This window comes from Nonomuraea africana (genome assembly GCF_014873535.1).
GTDB classification, from domain to species: Bacteria; Actinomycetota; Actinomycetes; order Streptosporangiales; family Streptosporangiaceae; genus Nonomuraea; species Nonomuraea africana.
Genome location: NZ_JADBEF010000001.1, coordinates 5,331,562 through 5,345,570, shown reverse-complemented (window position 1 = coordinate 5,345,570; position 14,009 = coordinate 5,331,562). Strand labels below are relative to the sequence as shown.

Here is a 14,009-nt window from a genome sequence, read left to right as displayed (position 1 = left end):
ATCAGAACAGGAAGTAGCGCTGGGCCATGGGCAGCTCCACGGCGGGCGCGGGCTCGATCAGCTCGCCGTCGACCCGCACCTCGAACGTGTCGGGCGCGACCTCGATCCGTGGCAGCGCGTCGTTGAGCGGCATGGCGTCCTTGCCGCGCCGCCGTACGTCGGCGACGGGGGCGAGGCGGCGGCGCACGTCCAGCCGGTCGGCCAGCCCCGACTCCAGCGCGAGGGGCGAGACGAAGTGGAGCGAGGTGGCGGCGGCGGTGACGGGCGAGGCGCCGAACATGGGCCGGGGCATGACCGGCTGCGGCGTGGGGATGGAGGCGTTGGCGTCGCCCATCTGCGCCCAGGCGACGACGCCGCCCTTCAGCACCAGCGCGGGCTTCACGGCGAAGAACGCGGGCTCCCACAGCACGAGGTCGGCCAGCTTGCCCACCTCGACCGAGCCCACCTCGGCGTCGAGGCCGTGCGCGATCGCCGGGCAGATCGTGTACTTGGCGACGTAGCGGCGGGCCCTGAGGTTGTCGTCGAGGCCGCCGCGGCGGCTCTTCATGACGTGCGCGGTCTGCCAGGTACGGATGATCGTCTCGCCGACGCGGCCCATGGCCTGGGAGTCCGAGCCGATCATGGAGATCGCGCCCATGTCGTGCAGGACGTCCTCGGCGGCCATCGTGGCCGGCCTGATCCGCGACTCGGCGAAGGCCAGGTCCTCGGGGATCGACGGGCTCAGGTGGTGGCAGACCATGAGCATGTCGAGGTGCTCGTCGAGGGTGTTGACGGTGTGCGGCCTGGTCGGGTTCGTGGAGGACGGCAGGATGTTGCGGTGGGCGGCCACGCGGATGATGTCGGGGGCGTGCCCGCCGCCCGCGCCCTCGGTGTGGTAGGCGTGGATCATCCGGTCGCCGATAGCCTTCAGCGTCGACTCGACGAAGCCCGCCTCGTTGAGCGTGTCGGTGTGGATGGTCACCTGCACGCCCGTCGCGTCGGCCACCGAGAGGCAGGCGTCGATCGCGGCAGGGGTGGTGCCCCAGTCCTCGTGCAGCTTGAAGCCGGAGGCACCGGCCCGCAACTGCTCGAGCAGGCCCTCGGTGCTGACCGTGTTGCCCTTGCCGAGGAGCGCGACGTTGACGGGGAAGGAGTCGAGCGACTCCAGCATGTGGCGCAGGTACCAGGAGCCGGTGACCGTGGTCGCCTTGGTGCCCTCGACCGGTCCCGTGCCGCCGCCGACGATCGTGGTGACGCCCGAGCCGATCGCCTCGGTGAGGATCTGCGGGCAGATCAGGTGGACGTGGGAGTCGACCGCCCCCGCCGTGAGGATCTTGCCGTTGCCCGCGAGGATCTCCGTGGAGGGGCCGATGACGATGTCGACGCCGTCCATGGTGTCGGGGTTGCCCGCCTTGCCGATGGCGGCGATCCGGCCGTCCTTGATCGCGACGTCGGCCTTGATCACCCCCCAGTGGTCGAGGATGACGGCGCCGGTGACGACCAGGTCGGCGGCGCCCTCCGCACGGGTCGTGCGGGCCTGGCCCATCGACTCGCGGATCACCTTGCCGCCGCCGAACACCGCCTCGTCGCCCGCGCCGGAGGGCCCCATCGAGCGGTCCTCGGTGACCTCGATGAACAGGTCGGTGTCGGCGAGCCTGATGCGGTCGCCCGTGGTCGGGCCGTACAGCGCGGCGTAGCGGGCGCGGGAGATCTCAGACATCGAGCGGCCCCGCCCACTCGGGACGCAGTCCCGGCACGATCCGCCGCCCCGCCAGGGGCACGAGCGTCACGTCGCGCTCGACGCCGGGCTCGAACCTGACCGCGGTGCCGGCGGGGACGTCGAGACGCATGCCCCAGGCCGCCTTCCTGTCGAAGTCGAGCCCGGGATTGGCCGCGGAGAAGTGGTAGTGCGAGCCGACCTGGATCGGCCGGTCGGCGGTGTTGACCACGCGCACCGTCAGGCGCGGCCGTCCCGGGTTCAGCGGGAGGGCGCCTGACGGGTGCTCGTACTCGCCGGGGATCACGGGATCGGCCGGTGGACGGTGACCAGCTTGGTGCCGTCCGGGAAGGTCGCCTCGACCTGCACCGACTCCAGCATCTCCGGCACGCCGTCCATGACGTCGGCGCGGGCCAGCACCTGCCGGCCCGCCTGCATCAGGTCGGCGACGGTGCGTCCGTCCCTGGCCCCCTCCATCAGGAACGACGCGATGAGCGCGGTGGCCTCGGGGTGGTTGAGCCGCAGGCCTCTGGCCCGGCGGTCGCGCGCGACGCCGGCGGCGACGTGGATGAGCAGTCGTTCCTGCTCGTGTGGGGTAAGCCGCATGGCCGGACACTAGGAACGCGCGGTTTCCTGGGCGTTGCGCGACCATGTCGGCGAGGTTTCGGGCTACGAGAGCGTGAACACCGTCAGCACCGCCGCGTGGTCGGAGGTCCAGGCGTTGTCCTTGTGGTTCGGGATCGCGGCGGGCGTGCCCTCGACCACCGCGGCCGAGCTCGCCACCTCGAGGCCGCCCTTGTAGTGGATGAAGTCGATGCGGTCCTGGGGTTCGGGCTCGCCCTTGTGGGAGTCGTGCCCGTAGCCGCCGGTGAACGTGGGGTAGACCGGCGACCAGGTGATGCCGGGCTCGGCGACGGGGTCGGGGTGGGCGACGCGGAAGGAGTCGCGCAGCCCGGCCTGCTCGGGGACGACGGAGGTGGGCCAGGCCACCGAGTCGTAGCCGCACTTCCTGGTGGCGGGGGTCCAGTCGAGGTGCGAGGGGGCGTTGAAGTCGCCCATGAGCAGCACGGGGGTGCGGTCGGCGGACTCCAGGTCGGCGGCCATCGCCTTGACGACGTTCTGGATCTGCGGGGTGCGGCCCGACTGCGCCTCCCTGGCCATCAGCCGGTCGATCGAGTACTTGCCGAAGCACGCGTCGTAGGGGCCGTAGGGGGTGTAGCCGAGATGGACGTTCCATACCGACACCTCGGTGCCGCGGCGCTCGTCGATCGCGATCTTCACGTTCGAGCCGGGCAGGCCCGACTCCGACGGCAGCGGGCCGCGCGACGTGATCGGGTAGCGGCTGATGAAGCCGAGGTCGGCGCCTGCCTGGTAGTAGTCCCAGCCGAGCGCCTCGCCGAGATCCTTGGCCGAGGTGCCGCTGCTCTCCTGGAAGCCGACCACGTCGACGTCGCGGTCGAGCAGGAACTTCAGCTGCTTCTCCCTGCCGCCGCGCACCTGGCTGCCACCGTGCCAGAGGTTCCAGCTCAGCGTCTTGAGCTCGGGCACCAGCGGCGCGCCGGGCGGCCTGACCTCGAGGCTGACGTCCGCGGTGGCGCTGTCGCCCGCGGCGCCCTTCACCTCGACGGTGGCGGTGGCCGTCTTGGCCGCGGCCGCGGCGGGCGGGGTGCCGGTGATCGTGCCGTCCTGGCCGACGGTCAGCCAGTCGGGGCCCGCGACCTTGCGGAAGCCGGAGACCGCGCCCCTGACCAGCCCGCGGACGGTGGCCGTGTACGGGCTCCTGGCGCGGGCGTTGCGCAGTGGGATCGACCGCGTGACGAAGCGGATGGGTTCGTTGCTCACGATCCTCAGCTTGGCGGGCTGGGCGAGCCAGGCATAGCCGTCCTTGGCCAGGGCGTAGGCGACGTAGTCGCCGGGCTCGAGCCCGTCGGTGTCGAGCTTGGCCGTGCCGCTGCCGCCTGGGATGTAGACCCACTTCAGCGAGGGTCCGACGTACTTCTGGTCGACGGGGCCGTTGCCCGGGTCGGTGTAGAGGCCGATCCAGTTCTTCGGGTCGGGCGCGGGGGTGGAGTAGGTGAACGTGATCGGATCGCCCGCCGTCACCGAGGCGGAGGCGGGGGTCAGCGTGCCGTCGGGGGCGGCCCAGGCGGCCGCGGGCGTGGCGGTGAGGGCCAGAGCCGTGAGGGCGGCGATGGCGAGGCGCATGGAGGCTCCTTGTCCGTAGATGAGCGGGAGAAGCGTCTCGCGGGCAAGTAAAGACCAGATGTACACAGTCTGGCTAGCCCGTTGCCATCTCCAGCTGGACAAGCGTGCACAGCTTGTCTGGACAAGTGCGCGCAGGCCTGCGTCATGCTTCATCAACGTTCGCGACCTACCTGCGAAATCAGGCCCGATCCCCCTCCTGGGCATATCTCGGTGAGGAGGAAAGGGCGGTGTGTGTCGCGCTCATCGACGTGGTCACCGGGTTGACCGAGCCGACGGCGGGGCACGTTTTCTCGCGGGGCAGTGCCTGGTGGGGAGGAAGGAGCACGAGATCGTCCGCGCCGACCCGCGCGTCCAGGAGGTCCATCCCGGAAGGAGGCCGATCGATGCTGTCGGTGCAGGATCTTGAGTCGGGGTACGGCAGGGCACGCGTCCTGTTCGGAGTGTCGCTCCAGGTCGATCCAGGCCGGCTCGTCTGCGTGATGGGACGCACCGGCGTCGGCAAGACCACGCTGCTCAACACCGTGATGGGCGTGCTGCCCGCCACGGCCGGATCGGTCACCTTCGAGGGCCGCGACATCACGCGGCTCAAACCCCACGAGCGGGTACGGCTGGGCATGGCCTACGTCCCACAGGGCCACGACACCTTCCCCCAGCTCTCGGTCCTCGGCAACCTGCTGGTCACGCTGGAGGCGGCGAAAGGGCCGAAGGAGGCGCTCGACGAGGCGCTGGAGATCTTCCCGAGGCTCAAGCCGCTGCTCAAGCGGCCCGCCGGATTCCTCTCGGGCGGCCGGCAACAGCAACTGGCCATCGCCAGGGCCCTGGTGACCAGGCCCCGCCTGCTGATCCTCGACGCGCCGACGGAGGGCATCCAGCCGTCGATCGTCATCGAGATCGAGGAGGCGATCGACCGGCTGCACGCCTCGGGCCTGTCGGTGCTGCTGGTGGAGCAGTACCTCGACCTCGCCCTGCGGCTGGCCGACCGGTTCGCCATCCTCGACGCGGGCCAGGTGGTGCGCGCCGGCACGGCGGAGGAACTGCGCGGAGGGGAGGTCAGCCGCCTGCTGGCCGTCTGAGCGGATACCTTGGAGGGCATGCCCTCCACCCGCCGCGCCTTCCTCGCCATGGCCTCAGGCCTGGCCGCGGGGTGCGTGGCGGGCTGCGCGACGGGTTCGGACGCACCCGCGGAGCTGCGCTTCGCCACCGGGCCCAGCGGCGGCCCGTACGAAGTGCTCGGTGCCAGGCTCGCCACGGAGCTGAGGCGGCGCGGCTTCGCCGTACGGGTGGTCAGGACGGCCGCGAGCATCGAGAACCTCGCGATGCTCGCCGACGGCCGGGCCGACCTCGGCCTGTCCCTGGCCGACAGCGCCGACGAGGCGGTGCGGGTGCGCCGCACCCGCGTCTCCGCGCTGGCCAGGATGTACATGAACTACGTCCATCTCGTCGTGCGCACGGACTCCGGCATCCAGCGGATCGAGGACCTCGCCGGGCGGGCGGTGTCGATCGGCGCGGAGGGCTCGGGCACCGCCTTCACCGCCGAGCGCGTGCTGGCGAAGGCGCCGATCGGGGAGCCCGCCCGCACCTTCAGGCTCGGCCTCGACGAGTCGCTCGCCACGCTGGCGGCCGGCGGGGTCGACGCCTTCTTCTGGTCGGGCGGCGTGCCCACGCCCGCGCTGGCGCGGGCCAGGCGCTCCATCAGGTTGCTGCCGCTCGACTCGCTGGTCGCCCCGCTGCGCAGGGCGTACGGCCCGCTGTACGAGAGCGCCATCGTCCCCGCCGAGGAGTACGAGCTGCCGGGCCCGGTGCCCACCATCGGCACGCCCAGCTACCTCGTGTGCCGGATGGGGCTCCCCGGCGACGTGGCCTTCTCCGTCACCGAGACCGTGTTCGCCAGCCGCGACCGGCTGGAGGCCCCTGACGCGCCCGGCGGCCGGCTCGACCGGCGCTACGCGATCGGCACGGGGGCGGTGCCCCTGCACGAGGGCGCCGTCCGCTACTACCGCTCGGTGTACGGCTGAGCCGGTTCTACCGTTCCGTGTACGGCTGGGCCGGTTCTACCGTTCCGTGTACGGCTGGGCCGGTTCTACCGTTCCGTGTACGGCTGGGCCGGTCGCAGTTCCACCACCAGCCCGTGCGGCTCGTTGCGCTCCAGCGCGAGCGTCGCCCCGCAGGCCTTCGCCAGCTCGGCGGCGATCGCCAGGCCGAGCCCGCTGCCCGGCACGTTCGCGTGCGCGCCGGCCCGCCAGAACCTGCCCACCGCCTGTGACCGCTCCTCCTCGGGCAGGCCCGGCCCGTCGTCGGCGATCCGGAGCACCCCCTCGCGCAGGGTCACGGTGACCGTGCCGCCCGCGGGGACGAACTTCTGGGCGTTGTCGAGCGCGATGTCGGCGATCCTGGCCACCGCCTCCGGCGCCACCAGCGACTCGGGCAGCTCCAGCGTGAGCTGCTTGGCGGCGTAGACCTCCCGCCACCCCGAAAGGCGCGGGGCCAGCTCGGTCACCTTGTCGAGTTCGCCCGTGACCGCGCCCGCCTCGACCCTGGCCAGCGCGAGCAGGTCCTCCACCAGCCCGGCCAGCCGGTCGACCTCGGCCAGCGCCTCCTCGAACTCGGCCGTGCCCTCGCTGCGCAGGTGCGGCTCCAGGTTCTCCAACCGCAGCGACAGCACGGTCAGCGGGGTGCGCAGCTCGTGCGAGGCGTCGGCGACGAAGGCGCGCTGCCGGTCGAGCGTGGAGGAGACGGCGTCGGCCATCGCGTTGAAGCGCTCCTCGAGCCGCCGCAGCTCCGACGGGCCGACGCCGTGGTGCGCGCGGGCGTCGAGGTGGCCCTCGGCGATGGCCTGCGTGGTGCGGTCGAGCTCGGTGACGGGACGCAGGATCCACCTGGCCAGACCCCTTGCCGCCAGCACCGAGTAGCCGAGCGCCACCAGCGCGCCGAGCGCGAGACCCGCCCAGACCAGCGACACGTCGGCGCGCGCCTGCGCGGTCGGGGCGAGCAGCAGCACCACGCCCGACAGCTGCGCGTCGCGGCCGGCCGGTTCGGCGACGAGCACGTGGGAGGGGCCGAACGGGCTGATCGTCGGCAGGTCCTCGGTGGTCTGCCCGGCCAGCGCCAGACGGACGGCCGCCGAGGTGTCGACGCTCATGTCGCCGGCGTCGACGAGGCTCTCGCCCTCGCGGTTCTTGATCACGACCGCGGCGCCGTACAGGTCGCTGTAGCGGGTGACCTCCGCGGTCAGCGCCGTACGGTCACCTTCGCGGGCCGCCTGGTCGGCGAGCTCGGCGAAGCGGGTGGCGTCGGCGCGCCGGTCCAGCAGCAGCCGGTTGGTGCGGTGCGAGGAATAGGCCAGGCCGAGCGGGACGGCCAGCGCCGCGATCATGAGCACGATCAGCGTGGTGAAAGTGACCACCAACCTGACGTTCACTGACCGCCCAGCCGGTAGCCCGTGCCGCGCAGGGTCTCGACCAGGCCGGGGCGGCCCGTCTTGGCGCGCAGCCCCGCCACGTGCACGTCGAGCGAGCGGGAGGCCGACAGCAGCGGGTCGCCCCACACCTCGTCGAGGATCTCCTCGCGGCTGCGGACCACGCCCGGCTGCCTGGCCAGCAGCGCCAGCACGTCGAACTCGCGCCTGGTCAGCGTCACGGTCTCGCCGTCGACGCTGACCTGACGCGTCTCGAGGTCGATGCGGACGTCGCCGACGGTGACCACGTGGTCGCGGGCCGGCATCGGGCGGGTGCCCCTGCGCACGACCGCCTCCATGCGGGCCATCAGCTCCGCCGTACGGAACGGCTTGATGAGGTAGTCGTCGGCGCCCGAGCGCAGCCCGCGCAGGACCTCGCGCTCCTCGGTGCGCGCGGTCACCACGATGACCGGCACCGCGGAGACCCGGCGGACGCGGCGCAGCGCCTCGAGCCCGTCCATGTCGGGCAGGCCGAGGTCGAGCAGGACGAAGTCGACGCCCCCCGCCAGGCGGAGGGCGTCGACGGCCAGCCCCGCGCGCACGATCTGGTGACCGTGCCGCGACAGGGCCGTGGTCAGGGCGGCCGCGAGCCGGTCGTCGTCTTCGACCAGGAGAACTCGCATGTCGTTCAGGGTATTAGGCGCGGACGAGCTCCGGTCCCGTCTTCTCGCTGGACGACAGGGCGGCGTCGCGGGTCTCGCGCATCGTGAAGTACACGACCAGGGAGACGGCCGCGCAGCCCGCGACGTACCAGTAGAAGCCGGACTCGATGCCCGAGTCCTTGAACCACAGCGCCACGTAGGGCGCGGTGCCGCCGAAGACCGCGTTGGCGATCGCGTACGGCAGCGCCACACCCAGCGCCCGCACGTTCGTCGGGAACAGCTCGGCCTTCACCACGGCGTTGATCGAGGTGTAGCCGGTGATGATGAGCAGGCCGACCAGGGAGAGCACCAGCGCGCCCCCGAAGCCGCTGACGCTCGACAGCGCGTACATGAGCGGCACCGTGCCGAGCATGGACCCGAACCCGAAGGTGATCAGCAGCGGGCGGCGGCCGATCCGGTCGGACAGCGCTCCGGCGAGCGGCTGGACGCACATGAAGATGAACAGCGCGCAGAAGCTGACCAGCGTCGCGGTGGACTTCGGCAGGCCCGCGGTGTTGGACAGGTAGGTCGTGAGGTAGGTCGTGTAGGTGTAGTACGCGACCGTGCCGCCCATGGTGAGGGCGATGACCAGGAAGAACTCGCGTTTGTGGGTGAACAGCTGGCGCAGGGTGCCGCGCTCGGGCTGCGTGCCCTTGTTGTCTTCGTCGAAGACCTCGGTCTCCATGAGGCTGCGGCGCAGGTAGAACACCACGGCCGCGGCGAGCGCGCCGATGATGAACGGGATGCGCCAGCCCCAGGAGTTCAGCGCCTCCTCCGACATCGTGTTCTGCAGGATGATCTGCAGGCCGAGGCCGACCAGCTGACCGGCCGTCATGGAGACGTACTGGAAGCTGGAGGCGAAGCCGCGCTTGCCCGCGGGGGTGGCCTCGGTCAGGTAGGTGGCGCTGGCGGCGTACTCCCCGCCGACCGAGATGCCCTGCAGGAGACGGGCCACCAGCAGGACCACGGCGCCGAAGTAGCCGACCGTCTCGTACGTCGGGGCGATGGCGATCAGGAGCGCGCTGGCCGACATCAGCGTCACGGTCATCGTGAGCGCCGCCTTGCGGCCCTTCCTGTCGGCGTAGCGGCCGAGCAGCCAGCCGCCTACCGGCCGCATGAGGAAGCCGACCGCGAAGATGCCCAGAGTGTTGAGGAGTTGGGCGGTGGCATTGCCCTTCGGGAAGAACGAGCTCGCGAAGTAGACGGCGAAGCTGCTGTAGACGAACCAGTCGTACCACTCGACCAGGTTGCCGATCGAACCGCCGAGCACCGCCTTCCAGGGCGTGCGCGCGGCTGCGTGAGTCGTCAAGGGGGACCTCCAGCGAGAGTCGTTGCAGGTCGTAGGCTCTCCGCGGAAGGTTGTTCCGTCCAGGGGGATGGCCGGTTATCTAACGTCCGCTTAACACAGGGGAAATCAACGCAGGGGAAGATCTGCTCTTTTGATCCTTTCGAGTGCGAGATCGGGCCACCATGTGCCGCCAGGCGGGTCCACCCGCCGGTAGACGGGGTCCTCGGGGCCCTTGGCACCTCTTGTGTGCACTGGGCGTTGGACAGGCCGGGGGTCCTCTGCGGCAACGCGGGTGCGCGCATTCTCCGAGAGGGCACGCCCTCCGGCCTGGGCTCTGGGTCTGTCGCGCACCCCACGGCACTTCGTCAACTCAGGGTAATGTTCATTGTGCGTTTCGTGACCATGGTGGGGAGGCGTCTCCGCCTGCCGTCTTCGCGGGAGATCACCATGCCGCTTGCCCGTGCGCTCGTCCATGGAGGTTCACGAGAGTTTCGCGGCTCCGGCGGTCGATCTCCGTCCGGCTGGTGTCGCGAAACCCCTACTAGCTGCGCCGGCACCGGCGCCTGGGGCTGTGGGATGGTGGTCACGTGACGTTGGAGGACCTCGTCCGGCTGCGCCGGGCCCGCGACCTGATGGACCGCGACTACGCGAAGCCGCTCGACGTTCCGGCGCTGGCGCGCGTCGCCCTCATGTCGCCGGGCCATTTCTCCCGCAGCTTTCGCGCCGCCTTCGGGGAGACGCCGTACAGCTACCTGATGACGCGTCGGATCGAGCGGGCCAAGGCGCTGCTGCGGCGGGGTGACCTGACGGTGACGGAGGTCTGCTTCGCGGTCGGCTGTACATCGCTTGGGTCGTTCAGCTCGCGGTTCACCGAGCTGGTCGGCGAGAGCCCCAGCTCATACCGGGCCCGCCGCCATGACGAGGGCGCCGCCATCCCGGCTTGCTTCGCCAAGATCTACACGCGACCCGTCAGGAATGGAGAAGCGAAACCTGCCCCCGGCCCGTAGCGTGAAACGCATGGACATCAAGCTCTCAACGTGCTTCATCGCCGTCGACGACCACGACAAGGCGCTCGCCTTCTACCGGGACGTTCTCGGCCTGGAGGTGCGCAACGACGTCGGGTTCGAGGGGATGCGCTGGGTGACCGTCGGCGCGCCGTCGCAGCCCGATGTGGACATCGTCCTCGAACCGCCCCTCGCGGACCCGAACGCCTCGCCCGCCGACAAGGAGGCCATGGCGGAACTGCTGGCGAAGGGCCTGCTGCGCGCTGTCATCTTCACGACCGACGACTGCGACGCCACCTTCGAGCGCATCCGCGCCGCGGGTGGCGAAGTGCTGCAGGAGCCGATCGACCAGCCGTACGGCGTCCGCGACTGCGCCTTCCGCGATCCCGCCGGCAACATGCTGCGTTTCAACCAGCCTCGCAAGCAGTGAGCTCTGCCCTGCCGGCGGACTGAAGCACCTGGTCATAACTGCGCGGCCGCCTGCCGTCGGTAGTGGCAATCGCGGGCCCGGGCTCGATGTACCGGGCAGGCACTGCGCTGTGACCTGCGGCCACCGCCTGATCTTCTCTTGTCCGCACGACTCACCGTGATCATCGGTGGCCGCAGCCGTCGGTCGCCCTCGACATGCGTGGCCCTGCACGTCGGAGGCGGCGGTGTGGGGGTCGAGGAGCGCGGGGAGCCGGTCGGGCTGGAAGGGCTCGATGCGCGTGGAAGCCCTCGGCTCAGGGCGCGGGGCACGTCATTGCTGGTAGTTCTCCACCTCGCCGACAGGACGAGGGGCCGCGTTGTCGGGGTCCTCGCCGACGCCGCGACGCGCCCTGCGCTGGCGGAGCAGGTCCCAGCACTGGTCCAGCGCCACCTCCAGCTCCTTGACGCGCGCGTTCTCCTCGTCGGTGGTCACCTCGCCGGAGGCGAGCCTGCCGCGCAACTCGTGCTCCTCGGTGACGAGGCGGTTGATCCTGCTGAGAATCTCGTTGTCCTGCATGGGTCGACTCTAGCCACCACGTGGTAGAAAGCCTCCCATGTCTGGTATTGCGCTGGTCAGAACGCCAGGACCCCGGCTGGCCGAGGGAATCGTCACCAATATCGAGCGGGAGCCCGTGGACGCGGAGCTGGCCGCCCGTCAGCACGCCGCCTACGTGCGCGCCCTGGAGGAGAACGGCTGGCGCGCCGAGCACGTCGAGCGCGCCGACGAGCTGCCCGACGGGCCCTTCGTCGAGGACACCGTCGTGGTCTGCGCCGGCAAGGCCGTGCTCACCATGCCCGGAGCGCCCGAGCGGCGGCCCGAGGTGGAGAGCGTGGCCGCGGCCGTACGGAAACTGGATCTGGAGATCAGGCGCATCGAGGGGCCTGGCACTCTCGACGGCGGCGACGTCCTCCAGGTGGGCTCGCGCGTCTACGTCGGCAGGTCGGCGCGGACCAACGACGAGGGCATCGCGCAGCTCGCCGCGCACCTGCCCGAGCGCGAGGTGGTCCCCGTGGAGCTGCGCGGCGTGCTGCACCTCAAGTCGGCGGTGACCGCGCTGCCCGACGGCACGCTCATCGGCGACCCCGCCCACGTGGACCTGCCCGACCTGCTCGTACCCGAGGAGGAGGCGGGCTCCCACGTGGTGCTGCTCGGCGGTGACCGCGTGCTGATGGCGGCCTCGGCGCCGTCGACCGCCGCCACGCTGGCGCATCGAGGTCTCGAGGTGGTGCGGGTCGACATCTCGGAGTTCGAGAAGCTCGAAGGATGTGTGACGTGTCTGTCCGTGCTCATTCGATCTCGCGATGTGAGACCTTGACACTTCCGCTCCCCACGGTCTGGTAGCGTGCTTGACATGCTGCATGGGCTGCTTCTTAGCTGCCGCGGCGGGGGCCTCTAAAGGCCGGCTCCCTCGCCGCGGTGCGAGCCATGCGCGTCGGCCGCTTCGTTCCGACCGACGAGGGATCTCTCCGATGACCGCTCAGCAGCCCAGTTCCATGCCCTTCCAGCGCTACCAGCCGTTCGAGCCCATCAGGCTGACCGACCGCACCTGGCCCGACCAGGTCATCACCAAGGCTCCGCGCTGGTGCGCGGTCGACCTGCGGGACGGCAACCAGGCGCTGATCGACCCGATGGACTCCCACCGCAAGCTCAAGATGTTCGAGCTGCTGGTCTCCATGGGCTACAAGGAGATCGAGGTGGGCTTTCCCGCCGCCTCGCAGACCGACTTCGACTTCGTCCGGCAGATCATCGACGAGGGCCGCATCCCCGACGACGTCGTCATCCAGGTACTGACCCAGGCCAGGCCCGAGCTGATCGAGCGGACCTTCGAGTCCATCCAGGGCGCCAAGCAGGCCATCGTGCACCTGTACAACTCCACCTCCACGCTGCAGCGTCGCGTGGTGTTCGGTCAGGACCGCGACGGCATCACCGCGATCGCCGTCGAGGGCGCCAAGCTGGTACGCAAGCTGGCCGAGGCCGGCGACGTGGACGTCTACTACCAGTACTCACCCGAGTCGTTCACCGGCACCGAGCTCGAGTACGCCGTCGAGGTGTGCAACGCGGTCAACGAGGTGTGGCAGCCCACCCCCGACCGCAAGGTGATCGTCAACCTGCCGGCGACGGTCGAGATGGCCACCCCCAACGTCTACGCCGACCAGATCGAGTGGATGCACAGGAACCTGGCCCACCGCGACTCCATCATCCTGTCGCTGCACCCGCACAACGACCGCGGCAGCGCCGTGGCCGCCGCCGAGCTGGGCTACATGGCCGGCGCCGACCGCATCGAGGGCTGCCTGTTCGGCAACGGCGAGCGCACCGGGAACGTCTGCCTGGTGACCCTCGGCATGAACCTGTTCTCGCAGGGCGTCGACCCCGAGATCGACTTCAGTGACATCGACGAGATCCGCCGGGTCACCGAGTACTGCAACCAGCTGCCCGTGCACCCGCGTCACCCGTGGGGCGGCGAGCTGGTCTACACCGCCTTCTCCGGCTCCCACCAGGACGCCATCAAGAAGGGCTTCGAGCACCTGGAGGCCGACGCGGCCGCCGCGGGCGTGCCCGTCGACTCGTTCACGTGGGCGGTGCCGTACCTGCCGATCGACCCCAAGGACATCGGCCGCACCTACGAGGCGGTCATCAGGGTCAACAGCCAGTCGGGCAAGGGTGGCGTCGCCTACATCATGAAGGCCGACCACCAGCTCGACCTGCCGCGTCGGCTGCAGATCGAGTTCTCCAAGGTCGTCCAGGCGCGTACCGACGCCGAGGGCGGCGAGATCTCTCCCGCGGCGATGTACGACATCTTCACCGACGAGTACCTGCCGAACCCGGCCAACAGGTGGGGCCGCCTCAGCCTGATGGCCCACCGGCACGAGTCCACCGTCGACGACAAGGACCGCATCAGCGCCGACGTGCGGATCGACGGGGAGATCCGCGAGGTCGAGGGCACGGGCAACGGGCCCATCTCGGCGTTCATCGACGCGATCTCGTCGGTCGGGTTCGAGGTGCGGGTGCTCGACTACGTGGAGCACGCGATGAGCGCGGGCAGCGACGCCAAGGCGGCGTCGTACCTGGAGTGCGACGTCAACGGCGAGGTGCTGTGGGGGGTCGGGATCGACGGCAACACGACGACGGCCTCGCTCAAGGCGATCATCTCCGCGATCAACCGCGCCTCCCGCTGACCGCCGGCGTTCCGAGGGGTGGCCCGTCTGTCCGTGGCGGGCCTTCCGTGGTCGGGTGGCCTTGGGGCAGGTCTCC

At 70.6% G+C, this 14,009-nt stretch carries 14 protein-coding genes; 6 read left to right on the top strand and 8 right to left on the bottom strand.

Annotated elements, in window-relative coordinates; all coding sequences use genetic code 11:
• Nucleotide 1: 1 nt before the first annotated feature.
• From H4W81_RS25315 to H4W81_RS25300, 4 genes are all read right to left on the bottom strand, one after another.
• Nucleotides 2-1,699: an urease subunit alpha gene (locus H4W81_RS25315; RefSeq protein WP_192777096.1), complete on the bottom strand. Its 1,698-nt coding sequence runs from the start codon at nt 1,697-1,699 to the stop codon at nt 2-4.
• Complete coding sequence (locus H4W81_RS25310; protein ID WP_192777095.1) at nt 1,692-2,003, bottom strand: urease subunit beta; 312 nt, start codon at nt 2,001-2,003, stop codon at nt 1,692-1,694. Before H4W81_RS25310 ends, H4W81_RS25315 begins: the two co-directional genes overlap by 8 nt.
• Nucleotides 2,000-2,302, bottom strand: a complete 303-nt coding sequence (locus H4W81_RS25305; RefSeq protein ID WP_183657785.1) for an urease subunit gamma — start codon at nt 2,300-2,302, stop codon at nt 2,000-2,002. The genes H4W81_RS25310 and H4W81_RS25305 overlap by 4 nt, the downstream gene beginning before the upstream one ends.
• 63 nt (nt 2,303-2,365) lie before the next feature.
• Entirely contained in the window at nt 2,366-3,901 is a 1,536-nt protein-coding gene (locus H4W81_RS25300; RefSeq protein ID WP_192777094.1) for an endonuclease/exonuclease/phosphatase family protein, read from the bottom strand.
• 383 nt (nt 3,902-4,284) lie between these two features.
• Here H4W81_RS25300 and urtE point away from each other — a divergent pair, with 383 nt between their 5' ends.
• Both urtE and H4W81_RS25290 read left to right on the top strand, forming a co-directional pair.
• A complete protein-coding gene (gene urtE, locus H4W81_RS25295; RefSeq protein WP_192777093.1) occupies nt 4,285-4,974 on the top strand; it encodes an urea ABC transporter ATP-binding subunit UrtE in 690 nt (229 codons plus the stop codon).
• A gap of 18 nt (nt 4,975-4,992) precedes the next feature.
• Nucleotides 4,993-5,916, top strand: a complete 924-nt coding sequence (locus H4W81_RS25290) for a TAXI family TRAP transporter solute-binding subunit (RefSeq protein WP_225958788.1) — start codon at nt 4,993-4,995, stop codon at nt 5,914-5,916.
• 65 nt (nt 5,917-5,981) lie between these two features.
• Here H4W81_RS25290 and H4W81_RS25285 read toward each other — a convergent pair whose 3' ends face one another.
• From H4W81_RS25285 to H4W81_RS25275, 3 genes are read right to left on the bottom strand one after another with little or no spacing between them, the layout of a single operon-like run.
• Nucleotides 5,982-7,304, bottom strand: coding sequence for a sensor histidine kinase (locus H4W81_RS25285; protein WP_318781940.1), 1,323 nt, complete (start codon nt 7,302-7,304; stop codon nt 5,982-5,984).
• Between the two features lie 11 nt (nt 7,305-7,315).
• On the bottom strand, nt 7,316-7,978 hold the full coding sequence (locus H4W81_RS25280) for a response regulator transcription factor (protein WP_192777090.1): 663 nt from the start codon (nt 7,976-7,978) through the stop codon (nt 7,316-7,318).
• A gap of 13 nt (nt 7,979-7,991) precedes the next feature.
• Nucleotides 7,992-9,305: an MFS transporter gene (locus H4W81_RS25275; protein WP_225958787.1), complete on the bottom strand. Its 1,314-nt coding sequence runs from the start codon at nt 9,303-9,305 to the stop codon at nt 7,992-7,994.
• A gap of 611 nt (nt 9,306-9,916) precedes the next feature.
• Here H4W81_RS25275 and H4W81_RS25270 point away from each other — a divergent pair.
• Nucleotides 9,917-10,291: a helix-turn-helix transcriptional regulator gene (locus tag H4W81_RS25270; protein WP_225960126.1), complete on the top strand. Its 375-nt coding sequence runs from the start codon at nt 9,917-9,919 to the stop codon at nt 10,289-10,291.
• Between the two features lie 10 nt (nt 10,292-10,301).
• Complete coding sequence (locus H4W81_RS25265; protein ID WP_192777088.1) at nt 10,302-10,718, top strand: VOC family protein; 417 nt, start codon at nt 10,302-10,304, stop codon at nt 10,716-10,718.
• Between the two features lie 309 nt (nt 10,719-11,027).
• Here H4W81_RS25265 and H4W81_RS25260 read toward each other — a convergent pair whose 3' ends face one another.
• Nucleotides 11,028-11,273: a DUF2630 family protein gene (locus H4W81_RS25260; protein WP_192777087.1), complete on the bottom strand. Its 246-nt coding sequence runs from the start codon at nt 11,271-11,273 to the stop codon at nt 11,028-11,030.
• A gap of 37 nt (nt 11,274-11,310) precedes the next feature.
• On the opposite strand from H4W81_RS25260, the gene ddaH reads away from it, so the two are divergent.
• Both ddaH and leuA read left to right on the top strand, forming a co-directional pair.
• Nucleotides 11,311-12,072, top strand: coding sequence for a dimethylargininase (ddaH, locus tag H4W81_RS25255; protein WP_192777086.1), 762 nt, complete (start codon nt 11,311-11,313; stop codon nt 12,070-12,072).
• Between the two features lie 154 nt (nt 12,073-12,226).
• Nucleotides 12,227-13,933, top strand: coding sequence for a 2-isopropylmalate synthase (gene leuA / locus H4W81_RS25250; RefSeq protein ID WP_192777085.1), 1,707 nt, complete (start codon nt 12,227-12,229; stop codon nt 13,931-13,933).
• Nucleotides 13,934-14,009: the final 76 nt, after the last annotated feature.

Excerpts from the sequence above, each read along its gene's own strand:
- H4W81_RS25315 (WP_192777096.1), bottom strand. The coding sequence starts at position 1,699 with ATGTCTGAGATCTCCCGCGCCCGCTACGCCGCGCTGTACGGCCCGACC.
- H4W81_RS25305 (WP_183657785.1), bottom strand. The coding sequence starts at position 2,302 with ATGCGGCTTACCCCACACGAGCAGGAACGACTGCTCATCCACGTCGCC.
- H4W81_RS25300 (WP_192777094.1), bottom strand. The coding sequence starts at position 3,901 with ATGCGCCTCGCCATCGCCGCCCTCACGGCTCTGGCCCTCACCGCCACG.
- urtE (WP_192777093.1), top strand. The coding sequence starts at position 4,285 with ATGCTGTCGGTGCAGGATCTTGAGTCGGGGTACGGCAGGGCACGCGTC.
- H4W81_RS25290 (WP_225958788.1), top strand. The coding sequence starts at position 4,993 with ATGCCCTCCACCCGCCGCGCCTTCCTCGCCATGGCCTCAGGCCTGGCC.
- H4W81_RS25280 (WP_192777090.1), bottom strand. The coding sequence starts at position 7,978 with ATGCGAGTTCTCCTGGTCGAAGACGACGACCGGCTCGCGGCCGCCCTG.
- H4W81_RS25270 (WP_225960126.1), top strand. The coding sequence starts at position 9,917 with ATGGACCGCGACTACGCGAAGCCGCTCGACGTTCCGGCGCTGGCGCGC.
- H4W81_RS25265 (WP_192777088.1), top strand. The coding sequence starts at position 10,302 with ATGGACATCAAGCTCTCAACGTGCTTCATCGCCGTCGACGACCACGAC.
- H4W81_RS25260 (WP_192777087.1), bottom strand. The coding sequence starts at position 11,273 with ATGCAGGACAACGAGATTCTCAGCAGGATCAACCGCCTCGTCACCGAG.
- ddaH (WP_192777086.1), top strand. The coding sequence starts at position 11,311 with ATGTCTGGTATTGCGCTGGTCAGAACGCCAGGACCCCGGCTGGCCGAG.
- leuA (WP_192777085.1), top strand. The coding sequence starts at position 12,227 with ATGACCGCTCAGCAGCCCAGTTCCATGCCCTTCCAGCGCTACCAGCCG.